This window comes from Klebsiella planticola, assembly GCF_000783935.2.
GTDB classification, from domain to species: Bacteria; Pseudomonadota; Gammaproteobacteria; order Enterobacterales; family Enterobacteriaceae; genus Klebsiella; species Klebsiella planticola.
Genome location: NZ_CP026047.1, coordinates 4,121,273 through 4,139,147, shown reverse-complemented (window position 1 = coordinate 4,139,147; position 17,875 = coordinate 4,121,273). Strand labels below are relative to the sequence as shown.

The 17,875-nt window shown below is 50.3% G+C and carries 11 protein-coding genes and 1 pseudogene; 5 read left to right on the top strand and 7 right to left on the bottom strand.

Annotated elements, in window-relative coordinates; all coding sequences use genetic code 11:
* The first annotated feature begins 598 nt into the window (after positions 1–598).
* From MC50_RS19950 to MC50_RS19930, 5 genes are all read left to right on the top strand, one after another.
* The gene (locus MC50_RS19950) at positions 599–1,144 is read left to right on the top strand and encodes a cysteine hydrolase family protein (protein ID WP_047664805.1); all 546 of its coding nucleotides are present in this window, start codon (positions 599–601) and stop codon (positions 1,142–1,144) included.
* A 710-nt stretch (positions 1,145–1,854) separates the two neighbouring features.
* The gene (locus tag MC50_RS19945; protein ID WP_046852642.1) at positions 1,855–2,544 is read left to right on the top strand and encodes a helix-turn-helix transcriptional regulator; all 690 of its coding nucleotides are present in this window, start codon (positions 1,855–1,857) and stop codon (positions 2,542–2,544) included.
* Between the two features lie 70 nt (positions 2,545–2,614).
* Positions 2,615–3,361 (top strand): SDR family NAD(P)-dependent oxidoreductase, encoded by a 747-nt coding sequence (locus MC50_RS19940; RefSeq protein ID WP_032695949.1) that lies wholly within the window; start codon positions 2,615–2,617, stop codon positions 3,359–3,361.
* A 464-nt stretch (positions 3,362–3,825) separates the two neighbouring features.
* Positions 3,826–4,806, top strand: coding sequence for a DUF4238 domain-containing protein (locus tag MC50_RS19935; RefSeq protein ID WP_047664804.1), 981 nt, complete (start codon positions 3,826–3,828; stop codon positions 4,804–4,806).
* 745 nt (positions 4,807–5,551) lie between these two features.
* A complete protein-coding gene (locus MC50_RS19930; RefSeq protein WP_047664803.1) occupies positions 5,552–6,802 on the top strand; it encodes an oligosaccharide MFS transporter in 1,251 nt (416 codons plus the stop codon).
* 83 nt (positions 6,803–6,885) lie between these two features.
* Here MC50_RS19930 and MC50_RS19925 read toward each other — a convergent pair whose 3' ends face one another.
* From MC50_RS19925 to tnpA, 7 genes and pseudogenes are all read right to left on the bottom strand, one after another.
* On the bottom strand, positions 6,886–7,455 hold the full coding sequence (locus tag MC50_RS19925; protein ID WP_032690518.1) for a helix-turn-helix domain-containing protein: 570 nt from the start codon (positions 7,453–7,455) through the stop codon (positions 6,886–6,888).
* 146 nt (positions 7,456–7,601) lie between these two features.
* Positions 7,602–9,245: a phosphoglucomutase (alpha-D-glucose-1,6-bisphosphate-dependent) gene (gene pgm, locus MC50_RS19920; RefSeq protein WP_047664802.1), complete on the bottom strand. Its 1,644-nt coding sequence runs from the start codon at positions 9,243–9,245 to the stop codon at positions 7,602–7,604.
* Positions 9,246–9,350: 105 nt separating this feature from the next.
* Complete coding sequence (gene glgP / locus MC50_RS19915) at positions 9,351–11,798, bottom strand: glycogen phosphorylase (RefSeq protein ID WP_032690516.1); 2,448 nt, start codon at positions 11,796–11,798, stop codon at positions 9,351–9,353.
* Positions 11,799–11,816: 18 nt separating this feature from the next.
* Positions 11,817–13,250 (bottom strand): glycogen synthase GlgA, encoded by a 1,434-nt coding sequence (glgA, locus tag MC50_RS19910; protein WP_004197677.1) that lies wholly within the window; start codon positions 13,248–13,250, stop codon positions 11,817–11,819.
* Positions 13,251–13,339: 89 nt separating this feature from the next.
* The gene (gene glgC / locus MC50_RS19905) at positions 13,340–14,623 is read right to left on the bottom strand and encodes a glucose-1-phosphate adenylyltransferase (RefSeq protein WP_032690514.1); all 1,284 of its coding nucleotides are present in this window, start codon (positions 14,621–14,623) and stop codon (positions 13,340–13,342) included.
* A 129-nt stretch (positions 14,624–14,752) separates the two neighbouring features.
* Entirely contained in the window at positions 14,753–16,945 is a 2,193-nt protein-coding gene (gene glgB / locus MC50_RS19900; protein ID WP_047664801.1) for a 1,4-alpha-glucan branching enzyme, read from the bottom strand.
* 592 nt (positions 16,946–17,537) lie between these two features.
* Positions 17,538–17,842: pseudogene (gene tnpA / locus MC50_RS29265) on the bottom strand (IS200/IS605 family transposase); the annotation flags it as partial.
* Between the last annotated feature and the right edge of the window lie 33 nt (positions 17,843–17,875).

Here is a 17,875-nt window from a genome sequence, read left to right as displayed (position 1 = left end):
GAGCAAGAAACGGCCCCTGAATAGTTTAAATATACCAGCCAAAGCCGCTACTTTTAACGTGTAAACAATCAAGGGATTAAGACGTTGAAAATTGACTGGACTGGTATAGCGCCTTACTCGATCGCAAGTTCATGGATTGGATCCGCGATGATACCAAAAATAAATTAGGGTGACGTGGTAGATAAGTGGAAACGTAGACAAGGGCTATGAAGGAACCTTCCCCTTCCATGTAGGCTGGAAAAACGTCCATTCTGCTATGAGCGAGGTGCGGAAGCGAGTTTAACGGTTTTTGCCCACTCAGTATGTAGTATCTAAGGCCCGACTTTCTGCAGGATAAATATTTATTGAAATCGGTATTTACTCAGTGCTACAAGAACAGAGCAGTTTTTATAATTACTGCTCCAGATGTTCAACGAATACAAGAAGGTCAGAAAATGCTTAAGTCACTTCAGCCAACAACCACAGTTACTACCACCGGCACCTTCGGCGGTGTGGGCGTATCTGTGACAGGCTCCTGACAAAACAGATTCTGAATCCCCGCCAAACCGGACGGGGAAGAAAATATCTCCGTTCATAACGTTCTGAATGGAGACACATCATGCTTTTATCCGAAAATGCACTTTTAGTTATCGATATGCAGCAGGGGCTTTTCCGTGGCCCGGCTTCCCCACACTCCTCAGACACCGTTCTGTTGAATATCCGTCTGCTGATTGAAAATGCGAGGCAGGCTCAGGTGCCCGTTTTTTTTGCCCGCCACATCGGACCCGATGATTCCCCATTCTCAGAGCAAAGTCCGTTAACACAACTGATACCCGAGCTGAACGTAAACGCTGAACAGGATATCGTGTTTATTAAAAAGTATCCCAGCTGCTTCCGTGATACAGAGCTTCAGCTTCAGCTCAGTCTGCGAGGTGTTAAGCAACTGGTTATCGCCGGTATGAAAACAGAATTCTGTGTGGATACTACCTGTCGCGCAGCGCCAGAGCATGGATTCAGGACTGTGCTGATTTCAGATGCGCATACGACAATGGATAACAAATATTTGTCAGCGAGTGAAATCATTGCCCATCACAACGTTACGCTGGCTGGACCGTTTGTGACACTCGCAACCGCGGCTTGCTGGAGTTTTCATTCTGAGAAATGAGCCTGAACCTGGAGCCACCCCCGCGGTGGCTAAAATGTCCAACGTCCCCTCCTGGCGCTTAACCGCCAGGCTGAAGGCCCGTACAGTTCAGCTATGAGCGAGAGAGAAGCGGACCTTCGCTTATATTTGGCAGGCGTAGGGTTATGTTTAAGTTAGCATCTAAGAACCTACTGTTCCTGCGGACCTGCGCTAAAACAATATCATTATCTATACCTCTTCTCATGCGCAGATAAGCCTGGCAGTCACATCAACACTGATAGCTGCAATTTATATTTGCGAACCACCTTCTTACCGCGCTCTTTAAAACTCTTTCTACCTATTTTCACCCTTCCGTTATGAAAAATGAAATTTTATCCAGCTTCATTATATCGCACTGAATAAAATTACAGTATATATTGCATAGCCATTGTTGATTATTGCTAAGTGGATTCAGGAAATAATATAATTTCATGTAACGTTGCCTTATTCATAAGAACACACCGTTTTTCTGCCAGTAGTCGCGGCATTAATGATACGTATCCCCTGCCCTCCGAACGAACGGCAGGCTGTCGAACACCTCCGCCCATCTTCTGGGCACTGTGGCGAGTCAGATGCGCTGTATTAACCAATGGGAGCAGTTCAACTTAAGCATGTACGCTTACTTTGTACTAAAATGCTTATCCAACAGATGCTTTAAGATATCGTCTCAGGATTAAGATGGATTTATCAGCATGACCAGAACAGAAAGGCTTCTCGAATTACTACAGATATTAAGGGCGCAAAGATATCCGATCACTGCATCCACTCTCTCTATAAGATTAGGAGTAAGTGTGCGCTCTCTTTACAGAGATATAAAAACGCTACAGCATCAAGGAGTGTGTATTGAAGGTGGTGCTGGAATTGGTTATATCGTTAAGTCTGACTTTCATTTGCCACCCTTAAACCTTACTCATGAAGAAATCAATGCTATTACACTTGGGTTAAATTGGGTATCTCATAATACGGATTATGATTTCAAGAATACCGCAAGGAATGCACTTGCCAAAATACACGCCGTCATTCCTGGTGAATTAAAGAATCTTATTGAGAGTCAATCCTATCTGATCGGTCCTTCAGAAAATAATGAGATGTTTTTTGAAGATATCCGCAATGCTATTAAAAAGCGAAAGAGAATCAAAATAAAGTATTGTGACAAGAAAGATACTTACTCTTCTCGAATCATATGGCCCATCGGATTGGTATATATGGAGTCCTGCTGGCTTTTGGTTGCATGGTGTGAGATGAGAAATGATTTTCGTCATTTTAGAACTGACAAAATTGAAGAGATGGTACAACTGGATTCCATATATAGTGAAAGCAGGACGGTTTTATTGAAAAAATGGAGAATAAAAGAAGGAATCAGCGAGGAGAAAGAGTACTGACAAAAACTGTCACAGCTAATTTGTATACTACCCCAGATGAAAGACTCAATTCTACTTCACAGGGGGAATTATGAATTTCCAGAATAAAGTTGCTGTCATAACAGGAAGTACTGCAGGTATAGGTCAGGCAGTCGCAGAGCAATTACACAAATATGGAGCTAAGGTCGTTATTGTATCCCGCTCGTCAGAGCAGGCTAAACAACAAGCGAAACGATTAACCTCACAGGGACAGCAGGCGCTGGGGATCGGATGTGATGTGTCACAACCCGAACAAGTACAGAAAATGATAGATGAGGTTATCAAACATTTCGGCAGACTTGATTATGCTGTAAATAATGCAGGCCTAACAGGTGAACATGGTAAAAACATAACAGAGCAGACAGTTGAAAACTGGGATAAGGTTATTGCCACCTCATTGAGCGGCGTTTTTTACTGCCTAAAATATGAAATACCTGAGATGATGAAATTTGGTGGTTCTATCGTTAATTTATCTGCAGTAAATGGTCTGGTTGGCATTCCAGGATTAGCACCTTACACCGTGGCTAAACATGGTATAATCGGTTTAACCCAAACCGCAGCGTTAGAGTTTGCAAGTCAAGGCATTCGAATCAATGCAGTCGCTCCCGGCTATGTCCAGACCCCACGAATGACTGAATTTCCTGAAAATATCGTACGTAGTTTCGCAAATAGCCACCCTATGAAAAGGATGGCAAAAATGCAAGAAATAGCAGACTTCATATTGTTTTTGCTTTCAGACAATTCAGCGTTCTGTACCGGAGGAGTTTATCCAATCGATGGTGGTTATTTAGCCGAGTAAAATCCCCCTACAGCCTTTTTAAACTGTAAGAATTTCCTTAATAAAGTGGCAGGATCAATGGGAGCGTTAGAATATATAGTTAACGCTTCCGTTGCGGGGCTATTGATAACAATATTCCCAGTATGGATTAACAGGAGTATAGATGATTGACTCTCCATTGGTTCATACATCATGCCATTAACAACGTCCGCTTCAGGCACGGAGCGGATGAGTTAACTGAGGTGAAGGTCCGCTGTGAGCGAGGAGCAGAAGTTCGCCCTCAGCCATACCGCTGAAGATCTCTAAAAGGAAATGGTTGGGATGAGCAGGAAACTTCCCCCCCCTAAGGTATGGGGTCATACTGCGCGTGGCTTAGTGATTGGAAAAAACAAAAAGTTAATCCAGTAAACCTCTAAGTTACCGAAGACAAGAGCAGTAACATGGTTTATAAATCACTCACTATCGTTATCATCGAAAGGAATCCAATGAAAATTCTTGAGAAGAAAACCAAACATCATTATGTATGGGCTCATTACCTTCAGGATTGGACAGTTGATGGAACCAACATTTACTACATCACAAAGAAATCTAACATTGCATCTGACAGTGTCAGAGGTCTGGGACTTGAAAAAGATTTCTACAAAATGGGTATGTTGAAGGAAAGCGACAAAGAACTCATAGCTCTCTTCACAAACAAATGTAATGAGACATTAAAAGAACTTCATTGGAATTTTGTGAATATGATATTCGAGACACAGAAAATGGTCTCCTTATTATCACCTGCTTATAATGCAAAACTTGGAATAAACTTACAAGATATTATACAGAGCAATGTTTTCGAAAATTATTTGTCCGAGCAAGAATCGAGCGCCATAAAAATTTTAAGTGAATTAAAAACAGGAAACTTGCTTCCTTTGGATGATAAAGGCACTTACTATGGGTTTTGTTATTTCTTAGGGCATCAATTTTCTAGGACACAGAAAATGAAGCAATTATTAATTCTGTCACTGGATAAGATTCCTGGCCAAGCACACATCCGGGATCGTCTAAGGGATTTTTACAATAGAAACTGGTGGTTTATGTGTTCATTTATGGCAACAAACCTTTCTTATGACATGTCCTTGAACAGCAGCAGAAAAGTCATTCTGCTTGAGAACAAATCCAGTATTGACTTCATTACATCTGATCAACCAGTGATAAATCTGAATCCAGAAGGAAGTGAAGGTGAATTTGTTGATTATTATTACCCATTATCTCCTAGTAAAGCGCTATTAATAAATACCAGTGGGGTTAAATATTTTTCGAGCAATCATCTAAGTTACGATGAAGTACACATGCTCAATACTAAAGTAGCACATTCCTCTTGCAAAACTATATTTTCGAGAAACAAAGAAACCGTTAGGTTATATAAGAAGGACTTCAATCAACGAAATTATTTAGCTTTTACATTACAGATTGCAGACTGAACAAATTGTAACTGAGAGGGCGTACAGTCAAGCATCCCCGCTGGTGATGATGGCGGGCGACAACTTTTGATAACTCACTCCCGTCATCGCCTGACTGAGCTGTTTGCGGCTGATTAACATATTGTGATGTAACAACGTCTGCTCCTGGCACAGAGCCGTCTACAGTAACGGCCAGTGGCAGCAATGAGCGAGGAGCGGACGTTGAATTTCTAGTCAAACTGACGGGAAAACGTCCAGACACCCTCTGGTGACGTGTGAAAGCAGCCGATACTCACGCAACATAAGTGAAATGACCTCCCCCCCATCCTTTTCTGTCCGAAAAGTGGACAACATCCGCAGGACGTATTTACGCAACCCGCGGCGTTAACCTCTTAACCTCTTATGACACCTGGTCTCTATCAGGCTCCTTCCCCTGGATTAATGTTAACGTTAACCATTGTGATTAACATCACGTTCGACAGGTTGTATTGCGGCGAACTTAATAGTAATAATAAACCCGTAGTTATTTATCCATGCCGTTCAGTCAGCGTCAATATGATATCTATGCTGAGGTTTTTATCATCAAGAAAAGAAATGTACCTGAAGCCGTAAATTAAATAATAGAAATCATACCGCTGTCTCTATCAGAGCCGATTATTATATTGAATCTGGCCGCCCTGCCATATCACTAGCGGGCCTTGAAGACGATGATAGCGTTACAGGATTCTGTTTACTAAAATAAAAATATTGTGACAAGGTAATAAACATGAAGGATTTTTCATTTTTAAAAAATGAATATTACCGCTATGCCTCCGGTTATTCATTTCTGTTTTTTATCGCCTGGTCGCTATGGTGGTCTCTGTATGCCATCTGGCTTAAAGGGACAATCGGTCTCACCGGCACGCAGCTTGGAACCCTGTACTCCGTCAATCAGTTTACCAGTATGATTTTTATGATTGGCTACGGAATAATCCAGGATAAACTCGGCCTCAAAAAGCATCTGATCTGGCTCCTGAGTGTCATTTTAGTTCTCACTGGTCCGTTCCTGATTTATATATATGAACCGCTGCTGCGGCACAACTTCTCGTTAGGTTTAGCGATCGGCTCATTGTTCTTTGGTATTGGCTACCTCGCCGGTTGCGGGTTACTGGATAGTTTCACTGAGAAAATGGCACGGGCATTTTGCTTTGAATACGGTACCGCCCGGGCGTGGGGCTCGTTTGGCTATGCGATTGGAGCCTTACTCGCCGGGATCTTTTTCGCCATCAATCCGCACATTAACTTCTGGCTGGTATCGCTGTTTGGTGTGTGCTTTATTATTATCAATATGTTATTTAAAAGCGAACAAACGGCCAGCGGTACTCACCACCTTGAAAAGGTGCACAAAGACGATTTTATCGCCGTCTTTAAAGATATTAAATTCTGGATTTTCGTGCTGTTCATCACCGGGACCTGGTCATTCTATAATATCTACGATCAGCAGATGTTTCCCGTGTTCTATGCCGGGTTGTTCTCATCCGTCGAGACCGGGACCCGAGTCTACGGCTATCTGAACTCCTTCCAGGTGGTGCTGGAAGCCATCGGAATGGCCGTCATCCCCTTCTTTGTAAACAAGGTGGGAGCGAAAAAAGCGCTGATTGCAGGAGGCATGATCATGATCTGTCGCATTCTGGTGTCAGCAACCTCAGAAAGCCCTTACATCATCTCGCTGATTAAGCTATTTCATGCGATTGAAGTACCGCTGTTTGTGATCTCGGTATTCAAATACAGCGTGTCCAACTTTGATTCTCGCTTATCTTCCACCATCTTCCTCGTGGGATTCCAGATCGCCAGCTCGCTGGGTATCGTGTTGTTATCGATCCCGGTGGGGATGTTGTTTGATGCGTTTGGCTACCATTTTGTATTCTATCTGTTCTCCGCCATCGTCTCGGTGATTCTTCTGTTTGGCGTGGTCTTCCTGAGCAATGGACGTAATACAGGCCCACGCAGTGCTGTGGTGCAAAACGAAACCTTATAATATTCGCGAGGCGATGTCGCCGCAGACATTGCCTTTTTCTTTGTCGTTTATCGATGGATAGTGTATCAGGAAAAATCCGTATCTCATTGAAGATGCAAATTTTTCCTGGCAAAGCTGTCAATAATGAGGCTTTTACAACGGTATATTTCACTTATTTTTGTGGCATTCAGTTTATGTAAAATAATATTGACATAAGACTGAACCGTTTTTATGGAGATTAGCAGGCGGCGGGAAATTTCCACCAGCGAGTAGCCATTTAAAATCAGATGGATGATATGCGCTTCTCTTTTGGTAAACGCCAATTTTTCCCTCTTCAGATGAATCCGCATTTTTTTAAAAACCTGCCTTATCATCAGATATTCATTACCTGTTAATTCGGTATCAATGAATACCGCTTCGCGACCTGTCCCCCTCATTCCTGACCGCGGTTTTAATAAAAAGATGATATTGACTGGTGAAATGTGCAGATGTTTGAGACGCCCGGCATCGCAGGTTTTCAGCTCTGACTCCACAATCACCACATCGCTGTTGCTGAAAGCAATTTCGGTGATCCGGGAAAATAAAACCCTGTTGACGGAGAGGCTGTTGTCGCTAAACATACATTTCAGACCTTCAAGCATGAAATTATTATTGGTAACAACATAGATATTCATAGAGTCCCCGCAGCAATAACCTTTTGCGAATCGTACCGATCCTTACGTTCTGACAAAGTGACGCCTGGACTGGTGTCGGCGTAGAAGTGAATTTCATCGCCGGTTAACTGTGACGTACCCCGGCTCCCCGGAGTACGTCAGTTGCTCTAGTGGTGCGCTGCTAGCACGCTATTTACGATTTCCACCGCTTCTTTCTCGATCTGCTTACGATGTGCTTCACCGAGGAAGCTCTCGCAGTAGATCTTGTAAGCGTCTTCCGTACCTGACGGACGTGCGGCGAACCAGCCGTTGTCGGTCATCACTTTCAGACCGCCAATCGATGCGCCGTTGCCCGGCGCGGCGGTCAGACGTGCGGTGATCGGGTCACCGGCCAGCTGGCTGGCGCTGACCATTTCCGGCGACAGCTTCGACAGCGCCGCTTTCTGTGCGGAAGTGGCCGAAGCCTGCAGACGGTTATAGCTCGGCGCGCCGAAGCGGGCGGCCAGTTCGTCGTAGTGCTCCTGCGGGTTTTTACCGGTGACGGCGGTGATTTCTGCCGCCAGCAGGCACATGATGATCCCGTCTTTGTCGGTCGACCACGGGGTTCCGTCAAAACGCAGGAACGAGGCGCCCGCGCTCTCTTCGCCGCCGAAGCCGAAGCTGCCGTCGAACAGACCGTCAACAAACCATTTAAAGCCCACCGGCACTTCCACCAGCTTACGGCCGAGGTCGTTCACCACGCGATCGATCATCGCCGAGGAGACCAGCGTCTTACCGACGGCGACATCCTGGCCCCACTGCGGACGATGCCGGAACAGGTAGTTAATCGCCACCGCCAGATAGTGGTTCGGGTTCATCAGACCTGCCGGCGTGACGATGCCGTGACGGTCATAATCCGGATCGTTAGCGAAAGCCAGATCGAACTTATCGCGCAGCGCCAGCAGCCCTGCCATCGCGCACTCCGAAGAGCAGTCCATGCGAATGGCGCCGTCTTTATCAAGGTGCATAAAGCGGAAGGTTTGATCGACGTGATCGTTGACGATGGTCAGATCCAGCTTGTAGTGCCCGGCGATACGCTTCCAGTATTCGATACCGGACCCGCCCAGCGGATCGACCCCGAGCCTGAGGCCGGCTTTCTGAATCGCCGCCATATCGACGATATCCGCCAGTCCTTCAATAAACGGCTGCACCAGATCCTGCTCTTTGACATGACCGGATGCCAGTGCCGCGTCGAGGGAGAGGCGCCTGACGCCCTGCAGACCCGAGGCCAGCAGTTCGTTAGCGCGATTCTCGACCACTTTGGTGACGTTGGTATCCGCCGGGCCGCCGTTCGGCGGGTTGTACTTGATACCGCCATCTTCCGGCGGGTTATGCGACGGCGTAATCACGATGCCGTCCGCCAGCGGACCGCCTTTTTTGTTGTTCACCAGGATGGCATTGGAAATGGCCGGCGTCGGGGTGAAACCGTTGTTTTCCTGCACGATAACATCAACGCCGTTGGCTGCCAGCACTTCAAGAACCGAAATAAAGGCCGGTTCGGAGAGCGCGTGGGTATCTTTACCTACGTAGCAGGGACCGGTAATCCCGTTCTTCGCGCGGTCTTCCGCAATCGCCTGAGCGATCGCCAGAATATGCTGCTCATTGAAGTTATGGCGCCCTGCGCTGCCACGATGGCCAGAGGTGCCAAACTTCACCGCATGCTCCGCGTTGCCCGCTTCCGGCTTCAGTACGTAGTACTGCGCGGTCAGCTGAGCGACGTTAATCAAATCACTCTGTTGCGCAGGCTCCCCTGCGCGTTTACTGTCCGTCATTTTTCTCTCCTGTCATATCCGTCAGGCTTATTAATGTGTTTCTGCTGGGTCGCTCACCGATGGTGCCCCCCTTTCCCCCGGCGCTCCCGGAGGCGTGAATGTGGCCTAGAGCTGCGTTTTGTCGATATACCAGATCTTTTGCGCATACTCCCGCACCGTACGGTCCGATGAGAAATAGCCCATGTTGGTAATGTTGTGCATTGTTTTGGCGGTCCACTCTTCCGGGGTTCGGTAGAGCGCATCCACCCTGTCCTGACAGTCAACATAGCTGCGGTAATCGGCCAGAACCTGATAGTGGTCGCCAAAGTTAATCAGCGAATCCAGCAGACCGCGATAGCGGTCCGGCTCCTGTGGGCTGAACACCCCGGTCCCCATCTGGGTCAGCGCCTGGCGCAACTCTTCATCATGGTCGTAGTAATCATGCGGCTGGTAGCCGTTGCTGCGCAGCGCCTCAACCTGTTCGGCGGTATTACCGAAGATAAAGATATTCTCCTCCCCCACGTGCTCCAGCATTTCAACGTTGGCGCCGTCCAGCGTGCCAATAGTCAGCGCGCCGTTGAGGGCGAATTTCATGTTACTGGTCCCGGAGGCTTCGGTCCCTGCCAGCGAAATCTGCTCAGAAAGATCCGCGGCCGGAATGATGGTCTGCGCCAGACTGACGCTGTAGTTGGGAATGAACACCACCTTTAACTTGTCGCCGATCTGCGGATCGCTGTTGATGACTTTGGCTACATCGTTAATCAGATGGATTATCTGTTTTGCCGTGTGGTAAGCGGATGCGGCTTTGCCGGCGAAAATCACCACTCGCGGCACCCAGTCGGCCTGCGGGTCAGCCTTGATACGGTTATAGCGGGTGATCACGTGCAGCACATTCATCAGCTGGCGTTTGTATTCGTGAATGCGCTTAATTTGCACATCAAACAGCGCCTTCGGATTAACCACCACCCCCAGCTGGCGGGCAATATAATCGGCCAGCCGCTGTTTATTCGCCAGTTTGGCTTCGCTGACGGCCTGGTTAACCAGCGGATAATCCTGATATTCCCCCAGTTCACTCAGCTGGCTTAAATCTGTGCGCCAGGTCTGGCCAATATAACGGTCCAGAACCCCGGAAAGGGACGGATTAGCGGCCGCCAGCCAGCGGCGGGGCGTGACACCGTTGGTGACGTTGGTGAAGCGTCGCGGAAAGATTTTGGCGAAATCGGCAAATAGCGACTCCACCATCAGCCGGGAGTGCAGTTCCGACACGCCGTTAACCTTGTGACTGACCACTACCGCCAGCCAGGCCATCCGCACGCGGCGACCGTTGGACTCATCGATAATCGAGGTCCGGCTCAGCAACGCCATATCATCGGGATAGTGCTCCTGCATCGTTTTCAGAAAATAGTCATTAATCTCGAAGATAATCTGCAAATGACGCGGCAGGATTTTCCCCAGCATATCGACCGGCCAGGTCTCCAGCGCTTCGCTCATCAGGGTATGGTTGGTGTAGGAGAAGACCCGACAGGTCACCTCAAACGCGTCATCCCAGCTGAAGCGGTGTTCGTCAATCAGCAGACGCATCAGCTCCGGGATCGACAGCACCGGATGGGTGTCGTTGAGGTGGATAGCAATTTTATCCGCCAGGTTGTCATAGGTTTGATACAGCTGGTAATGACGGGTGAGGATGTCCTGTACCGTCGCCGAAACAAGGAAATACTCCTGACGCAGGCGCAATTCACGCCCGGAATAGGTCGAGTCGTCCGGGTAAAGCACGCGGGAAACGTTCTCAGAGTGGTTCTTATCCTCCACGGCGGCGAAATAGTCCCCCTGGTTAAATTTACCGAGATTAATTTCACTGCTGGCCTGGGCACTCCACAAACGCAGGGTGTTGGTGGCATCGGTGTCATAACCCGGGATAATCTGATCGTAGGCCACGGCAATAATTTCTTCGGTTTCCAGCCAGCGTGAGTTTTTGCCCTCATGTTGAACACGTCCGCCAAAGCGCACGGTATAGCGGGTTTTATGGCGCTCGAATTCCCACGGGTTACCGTACTCCAGCCAGTAGTCCGGTGACTCCATCTGCCGGCCGTCGATGATGTTTTGCTTGAACATACCGTAGTCGTAGCGGATACCATAGCCGCGGCCTGGCAGCCCCAGTGTGGCCAGGGAATCGAGAAAACAGGCCGCCAGACGACCGAGACCGCCGTTGCCCAGCCCCGGATCGTTCTCCTCATCAATCAGCTCTTCCAGATCCAGCCCCATCCCTGCCAGAGCCGTTTTCACATCCTCATAGATGCCCAGCGACAGTAAGGCATTAGAGAGGGTTCGGCCGATGAGAAACTCCATCGACAGATAATAAACCTGCCGGGCCTGCTGCGAGATCCGCGCCCGATGCGCCCGCAGCCAACGTTCTACCAGCCGATCGCGCACGGCGAACAGCGTGGCGTTGAGCCATTCATGCTTATTGGCAAGTGAGGGATCTTTACCAAGAATAAACATGAGCTTATAAGCGATAGCATGCTGTAGCGCTTCTTCATTCAGACTGGGTGAAATATAACTTAAGCGTGGTTCCATTTTTCTTATCCGTAGCAATTAAATAATACGCTGATACAACTGGTGGAAAGACTTAGCGGCAATCTGCCAGCTAAAATCCATGCTCATTGCCTGACGTTGCACGTACCGCCACAGCGATGGACGGGACCACAGGACAAAGGCCCGGTGGATGGCATGTAATAGTGATTCAGTCTCGCTGTCGGTAAACACAAATCCGCTCGCGATCCCGTCAGCAAGGTTTTCGAGCGAACAGTCGGCGACGGTATCCGCCAGTCCGCCGGTGCGACGAACCAGCGGCAATGTGCCGTAGCGAAGGCCATAGAGCTGGGTCAGACCGCAGGGTTCAAAACGGCTGGGCACCAGGATGACGTCGGCGCCGCCAATCATCTGATGCGACAGCGCCTCGTCGTAACCGATCCGGATACTCACCTGCCCGGAGTATTGCGCCGCAGCGGCAAGAAAACGGGCCTGCAAATCCGGGTCGCCGGATCCCAGTAGCGCCAGCTGCCCTCCCTGCGCAATGATTCCCGGCAGTGCGCCAAGGAGCAGATCCAGCCCCTTCTGGCTGGTGAGCCGGCTCACGACGGTGAACAACAGCGCCCGGCCGTCCTCCTTCAGCCCCAGCGTCGTCTGCAGCTGCTGCTTGTTCTTCGCTTTCTCAGCCAGCGAGTTCCGGTCGTAAGGCGCAGCCAGCAGCGGATCGCGGCGCGGATCCCAGATGCTTTCGTCGACGCCGTTAAGGATCCCCGACAGTCGCCCTTCCCGCTGACGTTGCCGCAGCAACTCTTCCAGACCGAACGCGTACTGCGGTTCGGTAATTTCACGGGCATACGTCGGGCTGACGGTGGTGATATGGTCAGCGAAATAGAGGCCCGCCTTAAGGAAGGAGATCTGTCCTTTAAACTCCACCCCATGCATCTGGAAGAATGACCACGGTAAAGCGATCTCCGCCATATGCCGGGCGAGGAACAACCCCTGATAGGCAATGTTGTGCACCGTAAACACTGACCTGGCGGGGTTGCCGCGGGCGGCCAGATAAGCCGGCGTGAGGCCCGCATGCCAGTCATGGGCGTGGACGATTTCAGGCCGCCAGAACGGATCCAGACCGCCAGCAAGCTCGGCCGCGACCCAACTCAGCAGCGCGAAACGCAGGACGTTATCGGGATAGTCCTGCATCTGCGGGTCATGATAAGGATTACCCGGTCGGTCATAGAGATGCGGGGCATCAATCAGATAGATGCCCACGCCGTTAAAGTCGCCAAACAACAGCGTCATCGGCCCGGCGAAGGTCTCCCTGCTGGCCACCACCTGCGGTTCCCCGACTCCGTCGCGGATCGCGGGAAACCCCGGCAGCAGCACGCGGGTATCCACGCCCTCGGCTATTTGCGCCGCCGGGAGAGCACCGGTCACATCAGCCAGCCCCCCCGTTTTCAACAGAGGGAACATCTCCGCTCCTACATGTAAAACTCGCATGGATGCTCCTTAATTATTCAGGCATGAAGGCGACGCGATGCCAATGACGGCAATCACAGCTGCGGCAGCTTTTATTTCCGCCAACGGCTTCATAGTTCAAGTCGGTTCAGCATTTCCTGGGTAACGAGGATGATCCCCTCTTCCGAACGATAAAAACGCTGCGCATCCTCAACGGCATTTTCGCCAATCACCATTCCCTCCGGAATAACACATCCCCTGTCGATCACGCAGCGTCTTATCCGGCAGGAGCGACCGACCCAGACGCCCGGTAATAAAACCGACGAATCAATATTACAAAACGAGTTAATGCGAACTTTGGAGAATAAAACCGACTGCACCACCACCGAGCCAGAAATAATACAGCCACCGGAGACCAGAGAATTCATGGTCATACCATGACTGCCGGAACGGTCCTGAACAAATTTAGCGCTGGGTAGCGACTCGACATAAGTCCGGATAGGCCAGTTACGATCATAAACATCCAGTTCAGGTACCACAGAGGCTAAATCCAGATTCGCTTTCCAGTACGCCTCCAGTGTTCCGACATCGCGCCAGTATGGCTCGGCATTATTATCGGACTGTACGCAGGAGCGCGGGAACGGATGCGCATACGCTTCACCTGCCGCCGTTATTTTGGGAATAATATCTTTGCCAAAATCATGGCTGGAGCCTTCATCCCGATCGTCTTCTGCCAGCAGCTGGTAGAGATATTCCGCATCAAACACATAAATGCCCATACTGGCAAGCGAGCGGGTTTCATCGCCAGGCATGGTGGGTGGATTAGCCGGTTTTTCAACAAATTCAATGATTTTGTCATTCTCATCCACGGCCATGACGCCAAACGCGTTTGCCTCTTCAACCGGGACCGGCATGCAGGCCACGGTGCAGCGCGCCCCTTTTTCAACGTGATCGAGCAGCATCCGCGAATAATCTTGTTTATAGATATGGTCCCCGGCCAGAATAACGACATATTCCGCATCATAGCGGCGGATAATATCCAGGTTCTGGGTCACAGCATCCGCCGTCCCCCGATACCAGTTCTCCCCATGCACCCGCTGCTGCGCCGGTAATAAATCCACGAACTCATTCATTTCTTCGTTAAAGAATGCCCAACCGCGTTGAATATGCTGCACCAGTGAATGCGACTGATATTGTGTAATAACCCCAATACGTCTTATTCCTGAGTTAATACAATTTGATAAGGCAAAATCAATAATTCTGAATTTACCGCCAAAATGCACCGCAGGTTTTGCGCGAATAGTGGTCAGGTCTTTTAATCGGGTTCCGCGCCCGCCGGCGAGGATCAGGGCCACGGATTTAAGCGGTAACTGGCGCGACAGCATTACGTTGTCAGTATATTCAATTTTACTCATAATTATGTCCTGCTATTTAATAAAAGCCATAAAAGAAAATAATGAAGAAAAAGCCTCACTCTTCTGCAAATGAATTCAGAAGTGATCACCTCCGGTAATAAGTAAACTGCAATAGATCGACTGCGTGTTTTATTGACCAGCAGACTCCCGCACCAGCCAGATTGTCGCCAGCGGCGGCAGCGTCACCGACAGCGAATGCTCCCGCCCGTGGCTGGCGATTGCCTCGCTTGCCACGCCGCCGCCGTTGCCGGTATTGCTCCCGTGGTAGTGCATCGAGTCGGTGTTCAGCTCTTCACGCCAGCGCCCCGGCTGATTAACCCCGAAGCGATAGCCGTGACGCGGCACCGGCGTGAAGTTGCTCGCCACGATTATCTCGTTCCCGGCTTTATCGCGACGGACAAAGATAAATACCGACCGTTCGTGATCATCGACAACCAGCCACTCAAAGCCGTACGGGTCAAAATCCAGCTCGTGCAGCGCCTTATGATGACGATAGGTATGGTTCAGATCGCGCACCAGACGCTGCACCCCGTGATGCCAGTTGTCGTCCCCTTCCAGCAGATGCCAGTCGAGGCTGGCGTCGTGGTTCCACTCCCGTCCCTGGGCAAATTCATTGCCCATAAACAGCAGTTTTTTCCCCGGGAAGGCGAACATCCAGCCGTAGTAGGCGCGCAGGTTGGCGAACTTCTGCCAGGCATCGCCGGGCATGCGGTCAAGAAGCGATTTTTTACCGTGGACCACTTCATCATGCGACAGCGGCAGGACGAAGTTTTCGGTGTAGTTGTAGAGTATCCCGAAGGTCATCTTGTCGTGATGATGCCGACGATGGACCGGGTCGAGTTGCATATAGTCGAGGGTGTCATGCATCCAGCCGAGGTTCCATTTGAACCAGAAGCCGAGGCCGCCCGTCGACGCAGGGCGCGAGACACCGGCAAAATCGGTGGACTCCTCCGCCATCGTCACTGCCCCTGGCGTCTGCTCGCCCAGCACCCGGTTGGTATTGCGCAGGAACTCGATCGCTTCGAGATTTTCCCGGCCGCCGTACTCGTTGGGCACCCACTCACCCTGCTTGCGGCTGTAGTCGCGGTAGATCATCGACGCCACCGCATCCACCCGCAGCGCATCGATGCCGAAGCGCTCGATCCAGTACAGCGCGTTCCCTACCAGGAAGTTGCTGACTTCACGGCGGCCGTAGTTATAGATCAGCGTGTTCCAGTCCTGGTGATAGCCTTCGCGCGGGTCGCTGTGTTCATACAGCGCGGTGCCGTCAAACAACGCCAGGGCGAAGTCATCGGCCGGGAAGTGGCCCGGCACCCAGTCGAGGATCACGTTCAGGCCCGCGGCGTGCGCGGCATGGAGGAAATAGCGGAAATCTTCCCGGGTACCAAAGCGGCGGGTCGGCGCGTACAGCCCGGTGGGCTGATAGCCCCAGCTGCCGTCGAACGGATGTTCGTTAACCGGCAGCAGCTCGAGATGGGTGAAGCCCATCCACTTCAAGTAGGGCACCAGCCGATCGGCCAGTTCGCGGTAGCTCAGCCAGAAATGGTTATCGGTATGACGACGCCAGGAGCCGAGGTGGACTTCATAAATCGAAATCGGTGCATCAAACTGGTTGGCCTGCTTACGGGCCGGCGGTTGCTCCACTTTCTCCGGCAGGCCGCAGATAAGCGAGGCGGTTTCCGGGCGCATCTGCGCTTCAAAAGCATAAGGGTCGGATTTCACCCGCAGGTGCCCGTGGGCGTCAATCAGCTCGAACTTATACAGCTGGCCGTTGTGCGCGCCGGGAACAAACAGCTCCCAGATGCCAGACTCTTTGCGCAGGCGCATCGGGTGGCGACGGCCGTCCCAGTAGTTAAACTGACCGACCACCGACACCCGACGGGCGTTCGGCGCCCAGACGGAAAAGCGCGTCCCGGTCACCCCGTCCATGGTGTCGGCATGGGCGCCCAGGGTTTCGTAGGGCCGTAGATGGGTTCCTTCGGCGAGCAGCCAGGCATCAAGCTCCTGCAGCAGCGGGCCAAAGCGATAAGGGTCGTCAATCAGGTTTTGCTGGCCGTGCCAGGTGACCGCCAGCTGGTAACGAAAAGCATTTTTTCGCCGCGGCAGAACGCCGCTAAAGAATCCGCGTGAATCGAGGCATTCGAGCTTGCCAGCTTTACGCCCGGTTTTCGGCTCAATCACCCATACCTCGGTGGCATCGGGTAATAATGCGCGCACTTCCAGACCAGCAGCGGTTGAGTGCATGCCAAGCACAGAGAATGGATCGGAACAATGACCTGCGAGCAGTGCTGAAATCGCACTTTTTTCATTATAATCAGACATGTCAGTCACCCTACTATCATCCTGCGGAAAGAATTAAAACGCCTCTTTCTGCTTTATTGATCCGGTAATATTCCGCTGCAATGCTGCGCATCGAAATATCAACACGTTATTCCAGAGCCTTAAGACATGTCGGTCGTCCACAAATATAGAGTGATTAACCTCCTGAAAAGTGAATTAAATGGGCCGTACGCTTTTTGTATTATCTGACTCCAGAATAATTACTCCTGATTTTCTTTCTGTGAGTAAGTACTCATTTCTTTATGAATTGAAAAACTTATTTTTAAGTTATTATCAGAGGGGCAGCACCCTTAATGGCAACACCACTCGAATCTCATACAAAAAAATGAAAACAGGCCGCCTGAGTAGAATAAAAAACCTTTTAACCGCGCATTCAATAGCATTTATAACTGGTTGATGGGGCGTGCGGATACTCTGGAAACGGCAAGAACTCTATGCTAGAATTTTTTCGGATTTTTTTGACGGCCTCTCAGTATACTCAGTACTCAGGCAGTTCGCGGAAAGCCCCTTCCTTTTAAGCACGGGATGCAAAGCGGAGCCTCCGACAGGACGCCAGTGAAGGCGATTTGGCTCTTCAATTTATTATTTGCTCATCACTTCCAACGCAGTAAGGCGGTGGCCAGAGCGCTTCTGATTTCCACACGGGTTTATGCCATTCGGGTCGTGTCATTTGATCTTGCGACGGCTAACCCCCTTTCAAGCTGTTAGCTTGCTGATAGCCGCTTTTGGGGAGGAGTTAATCAGCAGATGCGCGTGATCTCGCTCGCCGTCCATTTCAACCAGCTCAACATCAAAATCAGCGCCCACACTGGCAAAGTATTTGCATAGCTTTTCGATGGCATCCAGATTAAATATATTCCGTCGATATTGGCTAACAAACCGCGCGGTCGGGAATGTAAAGAATCAGGGAGC

What these genes read in the sequence shown, in the direction of transcription:
- glgB (WP_047664801.1), bottom strand. Translation starts at nt 16,945, where the DNA reads ATGTCTGATTATAATGAAAAAAGTGCGATTTCAGCACTGCTCGCAGGT.
- MC50_RS19935 (WP_047664804.1), top strand. Translation starts at nt 3,826, where the DNA reads ATGAAAATTCTTGAGAAGAAAACCAAACATCATTATGTATGGGCTCAT.
- pgm (WP_047664802.1), bottom strand. Translation starts at nt 9,245, where the DNA reads ATGACGGACAGTAAACGCGCAGGGGAGCCTGCGCAACAGAGTGATTTG.
- MC50_RS19925 (WP_032690518.1), bottom strand. Translation starts at nt 7,455, where the DNA reads ATGAATATCTATGTTGTTACCAATAATAATTTCATGCTTGAAGGTCTG.
- MC50_RS19940 (WP_032695949.1), top strand. Translation starts at nt 2,615, where the DNA reads ATGAATTTCCAGAATAAAGTTGCTGTCATAACAGGAAGTACTGCAGGT.
- glgP (WP_032690516.1), bottom strand. Translation starts at nt 11,798, where the DNA reads ATGGAACCACGCTTAAGTTATATTTCACCCAGTCTGAATGAAGAAGCG.
- MC50_RS19930 (WP_047664803.1), top strand. Translation starts at nt 5,552, where the DNA reads ATGAAGGATTTTTCATTTTTAAAAAATGAATATTACCGCTATGCCTCC.
- glgC (WP_032690514.1), bottom strand. Translation starts at nt 14,623, where the DNA reads ATGAGTAAAATTGAATATACTGACAACGTAATGCTGTCGCGCCAGTTA.
- glgA (WP_004197677.1), bottom strand. Translation starts at nt 13,250, where the DNA reads ATGCGAGTTTTACATGTAGGAGCGGAGATGTTCCCTCTGTTGAAAACG.
- MC50_RS19945 (WP_046852642.1), top strand. Translation starts at nt 1,855, where the DNA reads ATGACCAGAACAGAAAGGCTTCTCGAATTACTACAGATATTAAGGGCG.
- MC50_RS19950 (WP_047664805.1), top strand. Translation starts at nt 599, where the DNA reads ATGCTTTTATCCGAAAATGCACTTTTAGTTATCGATATGCAGCAGGGG.